Source organism: Sphingomonas sp. BRN-1R, assembly GCF_057748035.1.
This window is the reverse complement of record NZ_CM173236.1, coordinates 1141495-1161305: the sequence shown is the minus strand read 5'-3', so window position 1 is coordinate 1161305 and position 19811 is coordinate 1141495. Positions and strand designations below refer to the sequence as shown.

At 60.0% G+C, this 19811-nt stretch carries 13 protein-coding genes and 1 pseudogene; 6 read left to right on the top strand and 8 right to left on the bottom strand.

Going from position 1 to position 19811, the window contains the following annotated elements:
• Positions 1-4 precede the first annotated feature (4 nt).
• Entirely contained in the window at positions 5-2584 is a 2580-nt protein-coding gene (locus AC3ANX_RS05260; RefSeq protein WP_488335967.1) for an NACHT domain-containing protein, read from the bottom strand.
• Between the two features lie 243 nt (positions 2585-2827).
• Positions 2828-3196, bottom strand: a complete 369-nt coding sequence (locus tag AC3ANX_RS05255; protein WP_488335966.1) for a helix-turn-helix domain-containing protein — start codon at positions 3194-3196, stop codon at positions 2828-2830.
• Between AC3ANX_RS05255 and AC3ANX_RS05250 the strand changes: the two genes are divergently transcribed.
• Together AC3ANX_RS05250 and AC3ANX_RS05245 are read left to right on the top strand one after the other, a co-directional pair.
• Entirely contained in the window at positions 3197-3463 is a 267-nt protein-coding gene (locus AC3ANX_RS05250) for a hypothetical protein (protein ID WP_488335965.1), read from the top strand.
• A 9-nt stretch (positions 3464-3472) separates the two neighbouring features.
• Positions 3473-4117, top strand: a complete 645-nt coding sequence (locus tag AC3ANX_RS05245) for a hypothetical protein (protein WP_488335964.1) — start codon at positions 3473-3475, stop codon at positions 4115-4117.
• Between the two features lie 54 nt (positions 4118-4171).
• Here the strand turns inward: AC3ANX_RS05245 and AC3ANX_RS05240 are convergent, their stop codons facing one another.
• The gene (locus tag AC3ANX_RS05240; RefSeq protein ID WP_488335963.1) at positions 4172-4615 is read right to left on the bottom strand and encodes a DUF6641 family protein; all 444 of its coding nucleotides are present in this window, start codon (positions 4613-4615) and stop codon (positions 4172-4174) included.
• 482 nt (positions 4616-5097) lie between these two features.
• On the opposite strand from AC3ANX_RS05240, the pseudogene AC3ANX_RS05235 reads away from it, so the two are divergent.
• Both AC3ANX_RS05235 and AC3ANX_RS05230 read left to right on the top strand, forming a co-directional pair.
• Positions 5098-5184, top strand: a pseudogene (locus AC3ANX_RS05235) (hypothetical protein); the annotation flags it as partial.
• Positions 5185-5239: 55 nt separating this feature from the next.
• Positions 5240-5641 carry a phage integrase central domain-containing protein gene (locus AC3ANX_RS05230; RefSeq protein WP_488335962.1) on the top strand — a complete coding sequence of 134 codons (402 nt, stop codon included), beginning with the start codon at positions 5240-5242 and terminating at the stop codon, positions 5639-5641.
• On the opposite strand, the gene AC3ANX_RS05225 is transcribed toward AC3ANX_RS05230, so the two are convergent.
• The 4 genes from AC3ANX_RS05225 to AC3ANX_RS05210 form a co-directional block, all read right to left on the bottom strand.
• The gene (locus AC3ANX_RS05225; RefSeq protein WP_488335961.1) at positions 5638-9492 is read right to left on the bottom strand and encodes a LamG-like jellyroll fold domain-containing protein; all 3855 of its coding nucleotides are present in this window, start codon (positions 9490-9492) and stop codon (positions 5638-5640) included. The genes AC3ANX_RS05230 and AC3ANX_RS05225 overlap by 4 nt on opposite strands.
• A gap of 20 nt (positions 9493-9512) precedes the next feature.
• A complete protein-coding gene (locus tag AC3ANX_RS05220; protein ID WP_488335960.1) occupies positions 9513-10298 on the bottom strand; it encodes a 2-keto-4-pentenoate hydratase in 786 nt (261 codons plus the stop codon).
• A 134-nt stretch (positions 10299-10432) separates the two neighbouring features.
• Positions 10433-12052, bottom strand: coding sequence for a family 43 glycosylhydrolase (locus AC3ANX_RS05215; protein ID WP_488335959.1), 1620 nt, complete (start codon positions 12050-12052; stop codon positions 10433-10435).
• Between the two features lie 130 nt (positions 12053-12182).
• Positions 12183-15521, bottom strand: a complete 3339-nt coding sequence (locus AC3ANX_RS05210; RefSeq protein ID WP_488335958.1) for a TonB-dependent receptor — start codon at positions 15519-15521, stop codon at positions 12183-12185.
• 269 nt (positions 15522-15790) lie between these two features.
• Between AC3ANX_RS05210 and AC3ANX_RS05205 the strand changes: the two genes are divergently transcribed.
• A complete protein-coding gene (locus AC3ANX_RS05205) occupies positions 15791-16042 on the top strand; it encodes a hypothetical protein (RefSeq protein ID WP_488335957.1) in 252 nt (83 codons plus the stop codon).
• A protein-coding gene (locus AC3ANX_RS05200; RefSeq protein WP_488334225.1) for an IS630 family transposase occupies positions 16020-16966 on the top strand; the annotation gives its coding sequence in 2 pieces (ribosomal slippage) (positions 16020-16356 and positions 16356-16966; 948 coding nt in all). The genes AC3ANX_RS05205 and AC3ANX_RS05200 overlap by 23 nt, the downstream gene beginning before the upstream one ends.
• A 108-nt stretch (positions 16967-17074) precedes the next feature.
• Here the strand turns inward: AC3ANX_RS05200 and AC3ANX_RS05195 are convergent.
• On the bottom strand, positions 17075-19450 hold the full coding sequence (locus tag AC3ANX_RS05195; RefSeq protein ID WP_488335956.1) for a glycoside hydrolase family 95 protein: 2376 nt from the start codon (positions 19448-19450) through the stop codon (positions 17075-17077).
• Positions 19451-19811 lie beyond the last annotated feature (361 nt).

Here is a 19811-nt window from a genome sequence, read left to right as displayed (position 1 = left end):
CCTGTTACCGATGAGACTCAAGGAACTGCCCTATAGGATGCGGCAGATACTCCGAGGTAACCATGCGGTGTATTTCCGGTCGCCCTGCAGACGTCACAGAAACAAGTTCATTCCTGTCTACCGATATCCAACCTTTTGATTCAAGATAATCGATAAAGTTTCTAGCGAACGGAGGATCGTTTTGCGCCTCCCCTCGCTGGGTAAGCCCGCGTTTCTGACTGTTTTTTTGTCCAGAAATTTTCTCGACGATTTTAGAGACAATAGGAAATTTTGGATGAAACTTGAAGACGAAGTAGTGGTCAACTTCATCAGTTAAAGCACCATGCCACCTCAAGTAGCCTATTGCCGACTGCCCCGTTAGGGTGATGTGCCCCGCGACAGGGCTACTTGCTAAAAATATCGAGTCGCTCTCCATACCTGTAAAGTCTGCATCAAAAACATCAGCACCAGACAAATCACAATCAAACAATAATGCACCTTTAAAGGAACAACCTTTTAGAGATGCATCCTTGAAAGAAACGTTGTCCAAAACCGTATAATCAAAAATAGATTTTGATAAATCCATGCTTCCAAAATTCAAATCAGAAAAAATTGACATTGCCGCATTTATAGAACCATTTTCAGATAACCGGTCCAAACTTACGTCAATGTCTTTTAGCTTTAATTCGTTCAGATCGATGACCGTCCCATACTCCGATGCTGAGAGGCGCCTCAACAATGATACAATCCCTCCATCAAGCCGGCGCGCGCGGTCCCAGAGAAGACTCAGATAGGGTCCTAACTCGAATTCGTTGACTCTTCGAGCCCAGACATCACCCAAAGCTTGCCATATGACCTCAGCGTCCTCCCCGCCTATAGACGCAGCAAATCCGCGCATAGCCGCGCTGATCGGAACGCTGGTGTTGATAGGTTCTTTAGCCAACAATCTTTCCAGCAGATACTCTGCCACCAAAAACTCACGTAACGAATTATGCGAGAAAACCCATCCGTCGGTTTTTCCAAGCGTAGCCCTAGTCAATGTTGCCGAACTTCTGAGGTCTTCGAAAAGCTGAACACGCCTCGTCTGCCGCTCATCAGGGGATAAAACACGCAAATCTCGACTGAATTCTTCGGTAATAATTTCTTGAAATAACGCCTCGTCGGCAACCATTTTGTCTTTACCAGAAATCTTTAATGCAAGCTTTTGAAGAACCTTACGCCGCGCCACTGGGTTCATCGCAGTCCGTTGCATGTCGCGAATCATCAAACGATCAACGATGAGCTTGTAGACCTGCCACTCAGTAAGCTCTTCAATGGTAGATTTTTGCTCTTCTGGCTTTATATCTTCCACAATTTCAAGCAAGTAAGAGATAATGACGGGTTTTCCTGAAAGCGCCTGTCGAGATCCGTCTGATTCTTCTCGAAAAACTCGATCGAGCATCGCCAAAACCAAATTTTGACCTGCCGGATTCTTTTTCAGTTTCCTTGATACAAGCGATTTGGTTTGCTCCGGTGTTAGATCCTGAAGCACTCTTTCATACTTTTCCAGTATGTATTTTTCAACAAGATTATCTATAGCAAGTTCATTTGCTATAAACATCCTATCGTATTTAGATAGATGAACCTTATTTTGCTCTAAGGTGGTGTACAAAGCCTCAAAGACATTTAATTCTTCATGCTCTGTGAAATAGTTTGGCCTACTTGTTAATATCCCTTTCGCTCCATCAGCCGAAAGTTCAGCTAGAGCGCTCAAACATGCACGACGTTCCCTTGAGTTAAGGAACTGCGCCATTTCGTCATAACCGTCAAGAAGTAGGATAACTCTACCAGTCTTAATGAGATACATCAAAAAATCTATCGGAACGTACGACAAGCCGTTCGTATCAAGAAAGTGGTGCAACAGGCCACGCGCATCAAACTGCCTACTAAAATTTCGTAACTCTATGCGGACCGGAATCGGCAAAGCTGGATTTGCGTGATATTCCTGTAGCCATCGATGCTGAAGTATCTTAGTCAGGGTTGTTTTACCAGTTCCATACTCTCCAAGTACAATTAGCCATTTGGCGTCTTCAGACGCAAAGCTCTTCCACCTTTTTAGCCATGTACTTACAGGCTCAATGCCTTTGCTATCATTGAACTGCGGCTCTTCATAGGATGATGTTAAAGCGCTCATTTCAGTGTCGTTCAACACGGCGTTCAAGTACGGAGAGAATTTCTCAAATCTGGCGAAAAGCTCTTCATATGTTAGAGTTTCAACTCTGCTCTTTTCCGCCCGCTCTTTCACATCCGCGGTGAATCCATTTGAACTTAAGCAAACCAGCTTCGCGTCGGGCTTCAACTCTCTTATAAGGAGGAATTTAGTGCTATCTTTGGAATATTTAGCGTTATTGACGTATTCTACAGTTACTTCTATGTATATCGGACTAGAAAACGGATCTGATTTTGAGTGAGCTACAATATCTACTTGGGCTCCATTAATATGCACATCATGAGTAACCTCATAATTGTTCATTTCGAACAGATTGCCTACCGCAATTGGTAAACTATCGGCTGTAAAAATTGCACGTTTTGCATTTCCAGCAACGGATGTAGTAGGCGGTACCATTGGCTTGCATCCTCGGTGCTGTTATCAATGTATCATGCTCGGCATTGTCATAGGAATGCAAGTCGCAATGAACCGGGCACGACGGACGCTTCTCCAGATGCATCAGCAGCCTGATCGGCGGAAAACCTTATAATGCCGTGTTGGGTTATCACCCGGTAGCATGACCGCGGATTTAGATGTAAAACTGGTCCCTACGACATTCGCAACCGCGCAATTGCGGATGGTAGCATAGCCCACCGATCGTCAGTTTCTGTTATATGCCGGGGCCACCAAACCTCTACCGACGATATCCTTCCAATCTATGCCGAGAGCTTCTGCGACGTCGACCAATTCTATAACGTCCAAACGCCGTTCACCCGATTCATACTTCGAAACGAACTGCTGCCGTGTTCCAAGACGTTCAGCTAAAGCCGTCTGACTCATACCGATACGCTCACGCTCCGCCTTCAGCGCATCTATGACGCCGAGATACCGCCGGTCGTGAATTCCCTTCGCCAATTCGACACCCAACCCTTGCAGGTCAGGGCGTAGGAACCGCGTTGTGATTACCCCAAAATCGGGTAGAAATTTCCTGAGGATTTTTATCGTAAAAATCCAAAGGGGCAGGATCAAATGCGATTTATCGTCGATCTCTATCGGTACATAATTTTTGGCGTCCTCGCCGTTCTCATCATCGGCCTCGTGTATGGCGGGATGAAGATGTCCGAGCTGAACAGCAGCTTGTATCCGCTGCTATGGCTCTACGCGGTAGGCGGCGTCTTCGCCGTTCTCAGCATCGTAATGATGCTCGGCCTGACCGCCACGTTCATCTCCATTCATGACCGGCACGTCGATCTCGTTGAAGAAATTCGCGAGTGGCGTGACGAAACGCGCTCGTAGGAGGCTTGCGTGAGCGGAAAGCGAAATTCGCATGTTGCTCAGGGAGTGGCATTCGTTCTCGTCTGCGTCGTGGCAGGAATGCTTCTGTATTTCGTCACCAAACCCGGGCCGGATCAGGCGATCGGGAACAACATGTACGTGGCTCCCGCAGCCGAGAATATGACCGTAACGGATCTTGGATCAGGCGATACCGTTTCAGAGGATTTCGGGAATAGCGTTATTAGCAGTTCACCGGAAGCGACCCCTCAGAACTCGCAAACCGAACAAGCCAACTTATACGATGACCAGAATCCTCTTCACGATATTACAGAACCATCGTTTTACTTCGACAAAAACGACAAGGAGCTAACAGACACTCATGTGTTGGCTAAGGAAGATTACGGTACACTAAACGGCTCCGTTCCCGTCATTACGGTTGGCAGGTTCGTTGAAAAGAAAGCCGACGGGCTCAAAATCGCGGTTATGTCGGATGCTCCTAGCGATGCTGGTTTTGCTGGGGTTATAACCCTAACCTGCGGCACCCAGCCTTCGTATTCATGGCAAGTGTTCCAAACACCGAACGGGTCTATAGAACGAGGAGACGAAGCCAAGACTGCTGCTGCCGATCATTTTCCGGCAGCTTCAGAACAAGCGCTTGTTAGGGCGTTTTGCTAAAGTTGGCCAAACAGATCACATAAGGAAGGGCGGTGGCAGGCCACCGCCCTGCATTCATCTCGAGAAGCGGGCTTTGAACGTCCCCACAGCGGCAACGATCGCGGTATCGAGCTCCCCTGCCCTTACAGCAGCGCTGACCGTCTTGAACACGTCGAGCAACTCGGCATTCGACTGAACCTTGATAGCCGATTTGCCCTTTTGCAGTTCCAAGGCTTGATTGCCGTACTTGATCCAGACGAGCATTTCACCATCCGGCCCGGCAACCCACCAAGGACGAATGCGGGTCCGAACCGCCACTTCGGAAATTTCGTCGTTCTCAAGGTCACGGACCCGGCGATATTTGACCCGCTGGCACGACCTACCGGCCTCAAGAGCCTCGGCCAACGAGATTTGATCGGCGATCCGATCGAGCAGCTTTTGACGCATTGCTGCGATCCCACGGACCCGGTGTGCAGCCGGATTTGCCGAGACGATCGTGAGTGAAGAAATAGCCGTCATGTTGATCCTCCTGTCGTTGAGAACCACGGCGTCCGGCTTATCGGGAAAACAGGCAACGACACACGGCAGAGAAGCGGCTGTGACTTTCCGTAATCGGACTTTGAACCACCTAACCGATTAATTTAATGCGATTTTTAAATGATCACTGTGATTGTCAAAGCGGATCAAAAACGGTGAAAATCTCCGTTATCTCAGAGGGTTATTTCGGTTCCGAGTCTTCGTAATGCGGGGGTCACAGGTTCGAGTCCTGTAAGCGGCACCAGTCATATTGAGAACATTGCAGAAAACCGCAGAAATCTGCGGTATATTGCCTCCTTTTGATCCTGCGAAACTTGACTTTGTTCCGCTAAGGATCACTCAACGTGGACCACGAGAATTTGAGGCGGCGTGGTCCACTGTGCTGACGACCGTCCAGATCCGTGCGCTGAAACCCGCAGCGCGTCCCTTCAAGGTTCCCCCACTCCGACGGGCTGTTCCTTCTGATGCGGCCGACCGGCGCGCTGCTGCGGCGGTTCTGCTACAAGGTGTTGGCCGTCGAACGCAAAATGTCGCTCGACAGCTTCCCCGATGTGACGCTGAAGGACACTCGCACAAAGCGGAACGCGCTGCGCACCGAACTTGAGGATGGGGATCGATCCGGTCGAGGAAAAGCGGCAGCGCCGCATCAAGGACGAACTTGCGGCGGCGACAACCTTCGGCTGGTTACCGAGGAGTTCATCCAGAAGGTGGGCGGGAGGGGAAATCGCCCGCGACCGTAAAGAAGGCATGGTGGTTCTCGAGTTGCTGGATGCTCTTGCAAAGCACCCGATCGCTGCGGTCACCCCGCACGAGCTGCTCGACGTGCTGAAGCGCGTCGAGCGCCATGGCCGTCGCGAAACCGCGCTGAGGCTACGATCCTTCGCGGGTCGCGTGTTCTGGTATAGCTTTGCAACCCTTTGCGTCGACCGCAACCCTGCGGACATCCTGCGCGGCGCTCACGTCCGCCCTCGCGCGAGAGCAGACGATCGGTGCCCGCCGGCACTCTAGCGGGCGAGTGGCACGACGTTGTTGAGCGACGTCACCTCCGCCACATCTCCGGCAAGCGCAACCCGCACCGAGAGCGGCCCGGCAGAGCGCGGCGGGATCGCCAGCCGGACCTGCGCGGTCTTGGGCAGAAGATCCAGCGGCGCGGCCAGCGGCGGGATCGCCACGCTGGCCAGCACGCGGCCGGTGCCGTCGACCAACGTCGCGGTGCCGCCCGCCGCCGGCTGCGCGCCGAGGCTGTGGACCGTCACGCTTACCCGGCTGCCGCTGACCGCCACATCGTCCGCGCCGATGCCGAGATCAGGGCGGTCCGCTACCGGCGCGGCCTTCTGCGTCAGCGCGAAATCGTACACGGTCAGGGTGTGCGGCGCGAACGCCACGTCAGTGCCCGCGCTCCGCTCCAGCGTGAGGCTCGTCGCCGGGCCGGCCGGCGCCAACGTCTTTCCGCCATCAGGGCTGGTCGAACGCGCCACCTGCCACATTCCGGCCGTCACGTCCCAGCCGGTCATGCGGGCGGTCTGCACCCGGTCGCTCGCGTTATAGGCCATGACGCGGAACCGGTCGGGCGTGGCACCCGGCAGCAGGATCGCGACCTGCTCGCCGCCATCCGGTTCGGCGAAACGCCAGCTTACCGTGTGGCCCGGCCATTCCTGCCCGCGCACCAGCGCCACCCCTCCGAGCCGTTCGCGCTGGAGAATGTCCATCGCCGATTCGACGCGATCGCTCCACCAATGCCCTTCGGTCATCATGTAGAGGCGCTGCGTCTTGGTGGCGATCGAGGCGGCGTGGAGTTGCTCCAGCGGCGCAAGGTCGCCGCTCGCATCCCATGCGACATAGCGCGAATAAGCGTCGTCGCCGCCCTTCTCGAGGATCGCCTTGCGCCACGCACCCCCCACCGGGGCGAGCGCGAGCGCGTCCTCGTTGATCGCCGCAAGCGTGCCGGTGCCGCTCCTGGCGACGCGCGCGGCGATCGGGCGAAGATATTTGGCGTCGCCGCTCAGCCGATAGGCGCCCCATGCCGTCTGCATCGGCGTCTCGATGCCGCCGCCGTCACCGACCCGCTCCGCATCGGTCTGCCAGTTGATCTCGTTGGGGAAGCTCCAGCCGCCGTCAGCGCCCTGCTTGCCGTGCGCGAGCCAGCCGTCCATCACCCCCGTCACCTGCCCCTTCGCGACCGGATTGCCGTTGTAGAGGCCGACCAGCATCGCCGGTTGCAGCATGTTGAACGCATAGGGCTTCTGCCAGGCCCAGGCAGGATCGCGGTAGATTTTGCGCGCGCCGTACCAGCTCGATGCGAAGTGCATGTGCCCGGCCGGGTTGACCAGCAACACGTTCCGCATCGCGCGCACCGTGCTCATCAGCCGCTCGACCGCCTTGGGCTCGCCCCAGTTGAGGTACAGCCGCTCCCCGTTCGAGTTGATGCCCTCCTCATAGACGTGCAACTCGTCGGTGGTGATGTAGCCGAGCCCGTCGACGATCATGCCGTTGCGATACACCGCATCGGACAGCGCGCGCAGCGACGCGTTGATCTTGTCCGGCTCCACGCCCATCAGCGCGAGGCCGGGCCATTGCTCGGTAAGATCGGTATCGTCGGAAATGCCGCCGCCGAAGTCGCCATAGGGCACCTGCCGGTTGTCGATCCACCAGTCGACGAAGCGCTTCGACAGCTTGAGATCCTCGATCTGCCGGAACGCCCACACCGGCATGCCCGCTGGCGCTACCGGCTGCACGACCGGCGGCGCATTCTCCGGACGGTAGTTGATGTCGGACCAGTAGGTGCGCGCCAGCGCATTGTCGGGGTCGACGCGCAGCAGGTCGCTGATGTCGGCGAACACGCGCGCATACAGGCCCTCGCGCTTGGAGGCGGTATGCTCCTCGACCAGATAGCCCCAATTGTCCTTCACCTGATTGAACCGGTCAGCGACATGCTCCTTCAGCGCCTCGGCACGCGGTTTGAACACGAGGCGCAGCTTGGCGCCGTTCAGGCTCTGCGCGTCGAAGTCGGGCGCGGCGGAGGCGATCGTCAGGTACAGGCCGTTCGGCGGCAAGATACGGTCGCGCAGGTCGAGCCAGAGCGTGCGCGCCTGGCCCGGCTTTACCGACACCGACACGTCGATCATGTCGCGCCCCGGCCACAAAGGGTCTTTCACACGAATGTTGAGCGGCACCAGGCCGCGTGCATCCGGCGTGACCTTCAGCGCGGGCAGGTCGATCGCAATGCCGTCGAGCCCGTCGTTGAGGTTCTGCCAGCCATAATCCCACGCGCGCGCGAGCGGCTTGTCGGCATAAGCGTCGGCGAACGTCGCGGGGATCAGGACGTGGACGATCGGCATCGCCCCCGCCACCCGCCGTGCCACCCCACCCGCACCCGCCGCCCCTGCGCCGATCGCCGCCTTCACCCCGCCAGAGGGCAAAGCAAGCACGGTCGAGCGCTCGTCGGGCGCGAACCGGCCGGCGATATAGGCGTTGAGCGGGGCGAGCGACGCCATGTCGGGCGCGGCGGCGGCGTCGATCGTGTAGGAGAGTTTGAAGCTGCCGGCGGGCTCCTCGCCCGCGCCGACGTCATAGGCCCAGATTTCCTGGATCGGCTGTTCCTGCATCGTGTTGACGAACGAGAGCGCGCCGCCGGTGCGGGGCGCGAAGCTGTCGAAGCTGCGCACCACGCCCTTCGGCCGTGTCGCCAGCGTCGTCGCGCCCTTGTCGCCGGTCCAGTCGAGCGTGCCGTACGCCGCGCCGCGGATCTCGACGCGGTTGACGGTCTCGCCCGCCGGAACGGTCAGGTCGTAGCGCTTGCCGCCTTCGACATAGACGTTCCAGTCGGGCAGTTCGAAGTAATCGTCGCGGCCGGGCAGGCGCGAGCGGTTATAGACGCCCGGCCATGTCGTCTCGGCGATGCCGTCGACGCCCTTCCACATCCATTCCTTGAGATCCTTCGCATCGGCGAACTCGACCTTGCGGATGCGCGTGACCGCGTCGGTGAGCGGCGGCGGCGCGGCACGATCCCAGCCGTAGCGGTGCAGCCACGCGGTGCGGCGCGCGCGGGCGTCGGCTTGGGGCGTTCCGGCCGGCGGCTCACCCTTGGCGGCGAGCGCGGCGATCCCGCCGGCGCCCAGCATGCGGTCGTACACGCGGATCTCGTCGAGATCGCTGCCGCGCATGAAATGGTAGCGGCTCTGCACCTGATGCGGCGAGATCACCCGCCCCGCCATGCCGAACTGGTCGAGCCCCGCATCGAGATCGGCGGCCTGATCTTTGCGCGCAACTTCCTTGCCGTCCACGTACAGACGCACGCCGGTGGTCTCGTCCCACGCAAAGGCGATGTGCCGCCATGCGTCCGCCGCCGGCAGGTCAGGCATCCGCCACGACACGCGGACGCGCGACAGGTTGGCGTCGGTGACGAAGGCGTCGAAGCCGTGGCCGTTCCAGTCGATCCGCAGGAACGCCATGTCCCAGCTGGTGTGGTCGGCAAAGCCCGCGCGGAAGATCACGAACGGCGCCTCGCCTACGCCCTCGCGCGGGCGCCAGAAGAACGCCAGCGTGCCGCGTGCCGCGCGCATGTTGCCGGGTGCGCGCCACGCGACATAGCCATCGTCCGCCCAGCGCGCGGCGCCGCCGATCGCGCCATCGGGCACGACCGTCACGCCGGAGCGGAAATTGGGCTGGGGATCGCCGGCCGCGACATCCGCGGTCATGCTCTTGTCGGCGGAGACGCGGAACAACAGCCCGTCCGCATCTTGCGCCCGCGCCGGCGCGGCGGCGAGCGCAAGCACGCTGGTGGCGGCCAGCACGGCGGTACGAATGCCACCCCAGGCGCGACCGTCCAAGTGGCAGGGCGACACTTCCGCTATCGTCATCGCGTCTCTCCGCTGGCCTCTCAATACGCGCCGATCACGCACTCTACAGCCATGCTGCGATCGAAACGCGCGACCACGCGGTCCCCGACCGCGACCGGGTGGACGCCGGTGACCGCGCCGGTCGAAATCCACTGACCCGCCTCGACGGGGATGCCGCGTGCGGCGCACGATTCGAGCAGGAAGCGCACCGCACCGAACGGCCCGTCGAGCATCGTCGCGGTGGTGGCGCTGCCGATCAGCGCGTCGTTGATCCACAGTTCGACCAAACAGGCATCGAGATCGAGATCGCGCCAGGTCTCGACAGCCGCCCCGACGATCAGGCCGTTGTTGTTGCCGAAATCCGAGACGGTAACGGTCGGGCCGTGATCGTTGATGCCCGGGAACGGCGAGCTGGCGATCTCGATGCCAACGTGCACCGCGTCGATCAGAGCGGTAGCTTCCTGCGTGGTGTAGGTCGTCTTGGCAGGATCGGGCGCGGTGCCGATGCGCAGCAGGAACTCGGCCTCGGCCGCGCCGAAGCCGTCGGCGAAGATCGGCATGGTCAGATCGTCGGCCGCTTCCACGACATGGCCGGCGAAGATCGGCCCGGCAAGTCGATCGACCCCTTCGAAAGGCGGGCTGATCTTGCCGACCTTCCACCCGGCGATGCGCGCACCCGACGTCAGCGCGATCGCGCGATCCTGCACCGCATAGGCATCACCAAGCGTCGTCGGCATCTCTCCCGGAAACTGCGGCAACCCGATGCCGCTGCGGCGTGCATCGATGAACGCCCGCGCAATGCGGTCGACATTCCCTTCCAGCATCATCGCCAGCCCCTCTCCTGTTCATGAACGCGGTTATCACCAAAGTGAAGTAGCTTCTGGGGCCAAAGTTGGTGCCTTGAAGCCGCGCTCGCCGATCTGTCCACACAATCGACACGACGGGTGAGCGCAATACGCCGCTAGAGCGCTGTGAACTGGAAGTCGCGGAACACGGCCTCGCCCGTTCCCGCCGAATACAGGCCGGGCCGGAGCATCAGAAAGCCGCCGCGCACATTGTGGTGGTAGCCCGACACCTCCATGCCGCGATCGAAACGATGCCAGGTCTTGCCGCCGTCGCCGCTGGTATGGAAGGCGACGATGTGGCGCTTGTTGGCGACGCGCAGCCGCATCCGCCGGCCGTGCGGATTCTTGGGTCGGCCGCGCTCGATGCCATATTGGTGCGTGACGAAATTGTGCTCGTCGAAGCCCAACCCGCAATACAGCTTCTCGTCGTAGAACAGGATCAGCCCGGCGGTGCCGCCCGGCGCGACTTCGATATCGCATTCGAACTGGTAGCCGAGATCGCCCGCCGTCAGCAGCAGCGGCGAGGAATCGACCGGCGCCTTGCCGCTTCCCTTCAGGATCAGCGCGCCGCCCTCGGTGCGGGCACGACCGCTCTCGTTCGCGCCGGGCTTGAAGAAGCTCCATTTGCGCCCGAGCGCAAGCGTCCGGAAGTCGTCCGACAACGGCTGGCCGTGCGGACCGCCCTCGCCGCCCTTGGGCTTGGCGATCGGTTGCGAGAGGTCGCCGCCGGTCATGCGGAACCAGCCGTCCGGGGTCCATTCGATCGGGTCCATCAGCGCCTGCCGGCCAAGTGTCCAGAAGCCGTTCTCATAACCGTGGTAGATCGACCACCAGCTCCCGTCCGGCGCCTCGACCAACGAGGCGTGACCGCGACACCACCATTTCTCGTCGTTACTGGTGGTGCGCACCACCGGGTTATGCTCGTAGTTCACCCACGGTCCGTGGATCGAGCGCGAGCGCGCGACGATCACCATATGCCCGGTCGGCGGGCCGGCGGTGCCGCCGACGGCGGTAATCATGTAGAACCAGTCGCCGTGGCGCTGGATCTTGGGACCTTCGGGGGAGAAGCCCTCGACGTCCCAATCCTCCGGATAATGCCACGGATCATAGACATGCTCGGGCTGGCCCACGGTCGACAGCCCGTCCTCCGACAGGCGAATACGGTCGCCGCCCGACAGGAACAGCCAGCGCGAGCCGTCCTCGCCGACCGCATGGCACGGGTCGATATGGCCGCGCAGCTTGAGATCGACCGGATCGCTCCACGGCCCGTCGATATGGTCGGCGGAGATCACCCAGATCGTCGTGGGATCCTTGGTCGGGATGTAGAGGAAGTAGCGATTGTTGTGCTTGGCCAGGCTCACCGCCCAGACCGAGCCGATGTTGCGGGTGAGCGCCGCCGTGCGCGGTCGCCAGTTCACCAGATCGCGCGAATGCCAGATCGTCAGCCCCGGATAGGAGTCGAAGCTGGAGAAGGTCATGTAATAATCCGCGCCGTCCTTGAGGATGGCGGGATCGGGGTGGTCGCCGGCGATTAGCGGATTGAGGAAGCGGCCATCGCCAAGATCGGCGATGCGCTGCCGGTCGACGCCGCGCCGCCAATTCTCGGCGAACACGCGCCGGCAGGCAGGCGCGGCGGGCGCGGCGGGCGCGGCGGGCGCGGCCGCTGCATCGCCGGCAAGGCCCATCGCGGTTCCTGCCAGCGCCAGTCCGAAGGCGTCGCGTCGGGTCACATCCACTATCATGTCCTCCTAGACATCCGGTCCGTAGACCGCTGAACAAGCTATCTCTAAAATTCCCGCCGGATGAAAAAACCCCCGCCGGCAAAGGGATCTGCCGGCGAGGAGGTCGAGGGAACGGATCGTCCGATCAGAAGGTCAAGCGAGCGCCGACGCGATAAACCCGGCCCGAGCTGGCGTATTGCGACACTGCCGGGCTGTCCTGATAGGCATAGTTGTTGGTGTTCTGGTTGGTGAGGTTCAGCCCCTCCACCGTCAGCGCGAACGCCTTGGTGATGTTGAACGTCGCCGACGCGTCGAGGTTGAGCGTGTTCTCGCTGAACACGAAGTCGTTGATCAGCGGGCTGTCGCAGCCGACCGACTCTACGGTGCCGCCGCCGACCGTCGTCAGCCCTGGGCTGCACGACCCAGCCGCCACCGGATAGGTCTTGCTATAGCCCTTGCGGTACGATGCCGAAACGCGCGCGCGGAAGTTCTTCACCTCGTAGAACAAGGTCGCGTTGAACGCCTGCGGCGACACGCCGAGGAACGGCGCCTTGCCGAGTGTGCGCGGCTTGGTCGCGGTGCCCGGATCGAGGATGTAGTTCAGCTCGGACTGGATGTAGGTATAGTTGAGCAGCGTGCCGAAGTTCTTGAGGAAGCTCGGCAGGAAGGTGAAGTTCTGCTGGTAGCTCACCTCGATGCCGCGCAGATATCCGCCCGGCGCGTCTCGGTACTGACGCGCGACGAACGGCAGATTGGCGTCGATATAGGCGAGCTGCGCGACATTGGTATATTGCGCGCGGATCGCCGCGATCGTTGCGGCGTCGGTTAGATCCGACAACGAAGCCGCGTAGAGCACCGTCTGCGGGAAGCTGTCGATATCCTTCTCGAACGCGGCGACGGAAAGCAGGCCACCCGGCGCGAAATACCATTCGATGCTGGCATCGAGATTCGACGAGCGGAACGGGCTAAGCTTGGGGTTGCCGACCGTCAACGTCGCACCGCTGACGCTGCCGTCACTCGGGATCGAGATCGAGGTGATCGTCGGCGACAGATTGGCGAGTAGCGGGCGCGCCATCACCTTCGATGCGGAGAAGCGCACCAGCAGGTTCTTCATCACCTCGTAGTTGAGGTTCATCGACGGCAGCCAGTCGGTATAGCTGTTGCGGCCTACAATCGGTCGGCCAGCCTGCGAGGTGCCGAACGACGTGACATCCGTAATCGCGACGCGGGTGCCGACATTGCCGCGGAACCCGCGCCCGAACAGGTCGGTATCGAAATCGAATTCGAGGTAAAAACCCTTGTCCTTTTCATCGACCGAGTAGGTGTTCTGGCCACCGTTGCGCTTGGTGGTGAGCTGCCAGTCACCATATTTGTTGACGCAATTGCACTCGAAACCCAGCAGATTGTTGAACTTGGCCAGATCAGGAACGAGGAAGCTGGTTGGGGTTCCGGCAGGAAGCGCAAGGCCCCGGCCAAACTCGACGACCTTGCTGTTGGCCGCTGTGGTCGATCCCGCTTCCAGCAGAGTCGGATTCAGCGTGTCGGTGTTGCGCTCCGCCTGTTGCGTAAAAAAGCCGAAGTCGCGAATGTTGCCGCCGAAGCCGATATTGAACTGGTCGTTCACCTTCCAATCAAAATCAACCTTGCCGCTTTCATAAGTGTTGCGGACAATACGCTCGTAATGACGGATCGCGGAAAAGCCCTTGACCGTCTGCCAGTTGTTCGGATCGGCAACGTCAAATCCAAAGTTGAGCGACGGCATCGCACCGTGCGCGCGGTCGTCGTAAACAAAATTCTGCGGCGAATCCATGCGGTTGAACTCGACCAGCAACCCGGTCGAATAATTGACCGACTTGGAGCGGCCGTAGATCGCCGACATCTTGATCTTATCGCCGATGTCCTGATCAATCCGCGCAGTGCCCTGCCAGAAGGTCGTCGTATAAGCCGCGTAATCGACTGCGGACCGCATATCGACACCGCGCAGCACCAGATAGTCGGCGGTGCCGTTGTTGACGTTCGCGTCCAGCACGTCGACCGCCGGCCGGCCGATCAGCTGGCCGCGATAGGCAAGCCCGTTCGATGAGGGTATGTACCCGACCGAGTTGGGGTTGTTGTAATAATCGTAGGGATCAAGATTGTTCGGGTTGACGCTGAAGATGTTGGCGTTGGCGGGAGACACGCCGCCCGGCTGCGTCGCTGCCGCACCCAGCACCGACGGCACGAGCTGCCCGGCTGCGTTGAGCGCGGTCGAGAACGCCGGTGTGGAGCCGTACAGCTTGGACCCGCAATCCTGCGACACGGTGATATCGCTGCCGGCCGCAGGCGTGCAGATGCCAGGATAGGTTGCCCGCGCTGCCGTTGGCGAGAGGCGGCCGAGCGCGTTGTTATAGGCGGCGTTGGTGTTGTTGCGGTTGAGGCCGACCGGCGAGAGCTGGTCGTTTTCGCTCTCATTGTGGAAGCGCGAGTACAGCCCGTCGAGCGTAAAGCGCGTGTGCGGCGTCACGTCCCACTGATAGGCGCCGGTGATGCCGAGCCGCTGGTTGCGGACCTGCTGGTGCGTCAGGCTGGGCAGCGCGGGGATGCGGACCTGCGAATCGTCGTAGCGGCCCGGCGTGTTGTACGGCGCACCCGGGTAGAGTTTTGCATAAGCAGCAGGATCGGAACCGCGCTGCAATGCCAGCGCGTCCGGGTTGGCATAGGGCAGCGAGAAGGTGGTCGGCACCGCGAAGCCGGCATATTGCGTCGCACCTTCACCCAAGAATTGGCTACCACGGTACAGATAATCAGACGCGCCAACGGCACGCTGATACTGATCGATGATGTTGACTTCTTTGTTGTACGCGCCCGACAGTAGCAGGCCCATGCGCTTGTCCGCGCCGAAGCGCACCGAGGCGAGCCCGGCGATGCGGGGCGCGGGCTTCTTGCTGTTTTCATTGTAGCTTGCTTGGGTCGACAGACCAAGCTTGAGGCCCGGATAGTCAAAGGGCTTGCCGGTCTCGAGGTCGATCGTCGCGCCAAGCGAACCTTCGTCGGTTTCAGCCGATGGTGTCTTCTGGACCCGCAGCGAGCTGAACAGCTCGGATGCGAAGGTATTGTAATCGAACGATCGGCTGCGATTCGGGCTGGTGCCGGAATCGTTTGAACCGGCAGTCGATAGCGCCTCAATCCCGTTCAGCCGGGTCCGGTTGAAATCGCCGCCCAAGCCCCGAACCGTGATGCCGCGCCCTTCGCCGTTGTCGCGGTCGATCGAGACGCCCGGCAGACGCTGGAGCGACTCTGCAAGGTTTGAGTCGGGAAAGTCAGCAATATCCTGCGCGTTGATCTCGTCGATCTGAACGTTCGAATTGCGCTTGTCGTTAAGTGACAGTTGAATTGATTGTTTGAAGCCGCGCACGACGATATCCTGCGCGGCGATGTCGTCGGCGGCGGTCTGCGTCGTCTCCGCACCGCTTGCAGCCGGACGTGCAGGCGAATCGGTTGGCAACGACTGATCTTGCCCGAAGGCGGGCACGGCAACACCCACCGCTAGGAGTGCGGCAAAAGACGCGCTTGTCTTGCGTCCCGGACGTATTTCGCCTTTCAAGTGCTTCATATGCCTCCCCTGTTCTGCGGCCAGAACCGCCGCTTCTTTGCATCGACACTGCTCAAGGGTGCGCGGCGGGTAAGCCAATCCCGAGTTGTCATTCGCGTTGGGCGCACTGCTCGTCGGCAATGTCGCTCTCATCTCGTACGCGATCTGTTTCGGCTTACCGGATGGGTGCGGTCGCGCCCATCGCATCACTCTCCACCATCGATTTCGTCAATGAAACCTGTTTTCAGGAATGGCTCTACGCCACTTTCATCGGCATGACAAGATTTTTAGATACCGGTGTCAGATATTTCGGCCCGCTAGAGCGGTTTTCGTCGGGGCTGAATCGTTGGGGATTCACACGGCACCCGTTTTCTGATTCACGATCCGTGCTGGCGAAGGAGGCCGGGATGGATGGGTCGAGCGTTATCGCGTGATCTTCGGGATCGTGTCATCGCTGCTGTCGAAAGCGGGGTGTCTTGCCGGCAGGCGGCAGAGCGGTTCGGCGTCAGCGCGGCAAGCGCGATCCGCTGGCGACAGCTGGTGCTCGCTCATGGCACGCCGGCGGCCAAGCCGCAGGGCGGTGATCGCCGAAGTCCCAAGATTGAGGACCATGCCGCCTTCATTCTGGAGGCGATCGAGCAGCAGCCGGATCCGACGCTGGCAGAGCTTCGTGGGATGCTGGCCGAGCGTGGCGTGAGCGTCAGCATCGCCACGCTCTGGCGCTTCTTCGCCCGCCACGGGATCACGCGCAAAAAAAGACCGGCCACGCGACGGAGCAAGATCGTCCCGACGTCCTGAAGCGTCGCGAGGAGTGGTTCGAGGGCCAGCTCGATCTCGACCCCGACAAGCTGGTCTTCATCGACGAGACCTGGGCGTCTACCAACATGGCGCGGCGCCATGGTCGCTGCCGGCGGGGCCAGCGCTTGCGCGCCGGCATCCCCTTCGGACATTGGAAGACCACGACCTTCGTCGCCGGCCTGCGCCGCACGGGCATGGTAGCACCCTGGGTGCTCGACGGACCAATGAACGCCGATGCGTTCCTCACCTACGTCACGCGCGTGCTCGTGCCGGAACTCGGCCGCGGTGACGTGGTCGTGATGGACAACCTGTCGAGCCACAAGGCGCCGGCCGTGCGAGCCGCCATCGAAAGCGTTGGCGCAACGCTCCTCTTCCTCCCGCCCTACAGCCCAGACTTCAACCCGATCGAGCAGGCCTTCTCCAAGCTGAAGGCGCACCTGCGAAAAGCGGCCGAGCGGACCGTCCATGGCCTATGGAACGCCATCGGTCGCATCCTCGATCTCTACTCGCCCCAGGAATGTGCCAACTACTTCGCCGCCTGCGGCTACGATGCAGACTGATCGAAAACCGCTCTAGAGCGTTGCCGCCGCCCTCCTGCCGGCAAAACGGCTGCATCAGAGAATTACGCCCTTGATAATTTTCAACAATTTATGTCGGCCGAAACCGCACTAGCGCAATGTCTTGAAGCTGTTCTGCCGTAATCGTTTGGCTTGCCCAGCCAACATCGCATTTATGTTCTGACCGTCGCCGTAACGCACAATCGCCTCGCCCGCTTCGGTTGCAACGATCGTCGCGCTGGAAAGTCGGCCATTACGCCAAGCGATGTCGACAGTGTAGCCGCCGCGCGCACGTAAGCCGGACACTGCCCCGTTCGGCCAAGCTGCGGGCAAAGCGGGTAAGAGTTGAATAACACCACCCTGGCTTTGCAGCAGCATCTCGTTGATGCCGGAGACACCACCGAAATTCCCGTCGATTTGGAAGGGCGGATGTGCATCGAACAGATTTGGATAGGTCCGCTCGGGGCCGAGCAGGAAACGCAAGATCTCATGCGCGTGATTGCCCTCGCGCAAGCGCGCCCACAGGTTGATGCGCCACGCCGTCGCCCAACCGGTCGCGCGATCGCCGCGAATTTCCAGAGAGCGCTTCGCAGCCGCCGCAAGAGCAGGCGTGCGGTCTAGGTCGATCTGATCGCTCGGGAACAGGCCATAAAGGTGTGACACGTGACGATGGTGAAGGTCGTTCGCTTGCATGTCCCAATCAAACGGCCACTCCTGCAGCTGCCCGGCGGCACCAATCTGAAGCGGCAGCAGTTTTGCGCGTGCCGATGCGATCTCGCGGGAAAGGTCAGCATCGGTAGCTAAGATCTTCGCTGCCGTGCACGTCTGGTCAAACAAGTCCCGCAGGATCTCCATGTCCATCGTTGGGCCGTAGATAAGCGATGAGCCATGACCATGGCCGTTCTCTGGCGACATCGAGGGATTTGTGACCAGATGGCCGCTTGCCGGGTCGGTCTGTAGCGTATCTAGGAAGAAGAGGCATGCGCCGCGTAGCAGCGGGTAGACCGATGTGAGGAATGCACGATTGTGGTGAAACTGATAATGCTCCCAAAGATGCGTGCATAGCCATGCACCGCCCGTCGGCCATAGCCCAAACTTGGCACCGTCAATTGGCGCGGTTGCGCGCCACAAATCTGTGTTGTGATGTGCCACCCAACCACGTGCACCATACATCTCGCGCGCGGTACGAGCGCCGGTCAGCGACAAGTCGCGCACCAAGCGTACCAGCGGTTCTACGCATTCAGCAAGATTCGAGGTTTCGGCCGGCCAATAATTCATCTCGGTATTGATGTTGATGGTGAACTTGCTGCCCCATGGTGGATTGTTCGACTCGTTCCATATTCCCTGCAGATTTGCCGGCTGCCCTCCCGGTCGCGAGCACGAAATTAGCAGATAGCGCCCATATTGATAATATAGTGCGGCAAGTCCGGGATCGTCGCTCGCGACTGAAGCGACGATGCGTTCGTCGGTTGGCAGCGCACGGCCCGGTGCGGCGCCAAGATCAATTTCGACCCTGCGAAACAACTTGCGATGATCTGCAGCGGTATCAGTGGCGATTTTCGCGAAGCTGCGGCCAGTCGCTGCGGTGATCTGAGTACGCGTAATCGCGGTCGGATCGCCGGTAACATCGTCGAAGCGGCGGTAGCTTGTCGCCATCGCTATCAGCACTGTGACGGCGTGGGCGTCGGAGACGGTCAGGGTTGCACTATCTGCGGTGACGACGCCACCTTCTGCAATCACGCGTACGCGGGCCTCGAACCGCAACGCTCCAAGGATACCAGCATCTTCGTCGTTACGCCCAGAGAGCACGAGCGTGCTTTGCCGCTCAACGGCAACGCTCGCGTTCCTCATCGACGTCCTCATACCTAATCGTATCGAAACCTTGCCGCTTCGGTCGGCGGCGATCCTCATTGCGATGACCTGATCACTAGGCGACGCGACCACACTCCGCGTATAGCACACGCCGCGATGGGTGAAGCGCGTCTCCGCCTCCGCCGCGTCGATATCAAGTGAGCGTCGGTACTCGCTCGTCTCTTCGGCTACGATGCCGATCATCGTGATGATGAGATCACCAAAGGATTTGTACTTCGTTTGTCGGATCGGCGTTCCCATAACATGGGTTGCAGCGAAAGCTTCGGCTTCGGAATAATGACCCCCGAATATTAATTGGCGAAGCGCGGACATACTGCCTGCAGCCTGCGGATTGACCGGGTCATATGGACCGCCGCCCCACAAAGTGCTCTCGTTCAGCTGAATTCGCTCTTCAGCTATCCCACCGAACACCATTGCTCCAATTCTTCCGTTTCCAATCGGAAGCGCTTCGGTCCAGAGGTTCGCGGGCTGTTTATACCACAACAATGTCTCAACAGCACTGCTGCTTGTCTTCGCCGCTGTCGGCATTGTCACACCGATCGCGTTGGAAATCACGCCAAGCGACGTCATCTTCAACGCGTCCCGCCGCGTGATATCGCTCCGCTTGCCAGTCATACATGCTCCGCAGAAACTCCCGGAGGCTGCTGCCCGATCGCCTTCAGAATGAAGGCGGCGTGATCCTCGATCGTCGCCGTGCGGCTGATCACTGTCCTGCGGCTTTGCGGCCGGCGTGCCATGACGCAAAGCCAGCTGCCGCCATCGGATCGCGCTCGCCGCGCTGACCTCAAAACGCTCAGCGCCGCCGCCGCCACGACGTTCCGCCGTCGACCGCCGCGACTACCCGCTCCCGAAATTTTATGATAGCACTCGTAGCATCCATGCCACCCCTTGATCCGGCACAAAGCCGCAACAGGAAAGCCGACCGTGCGTATTCTCAAGGTTCAGAACGCGCGGAAACCGCTCTAGAAGGAAGGTG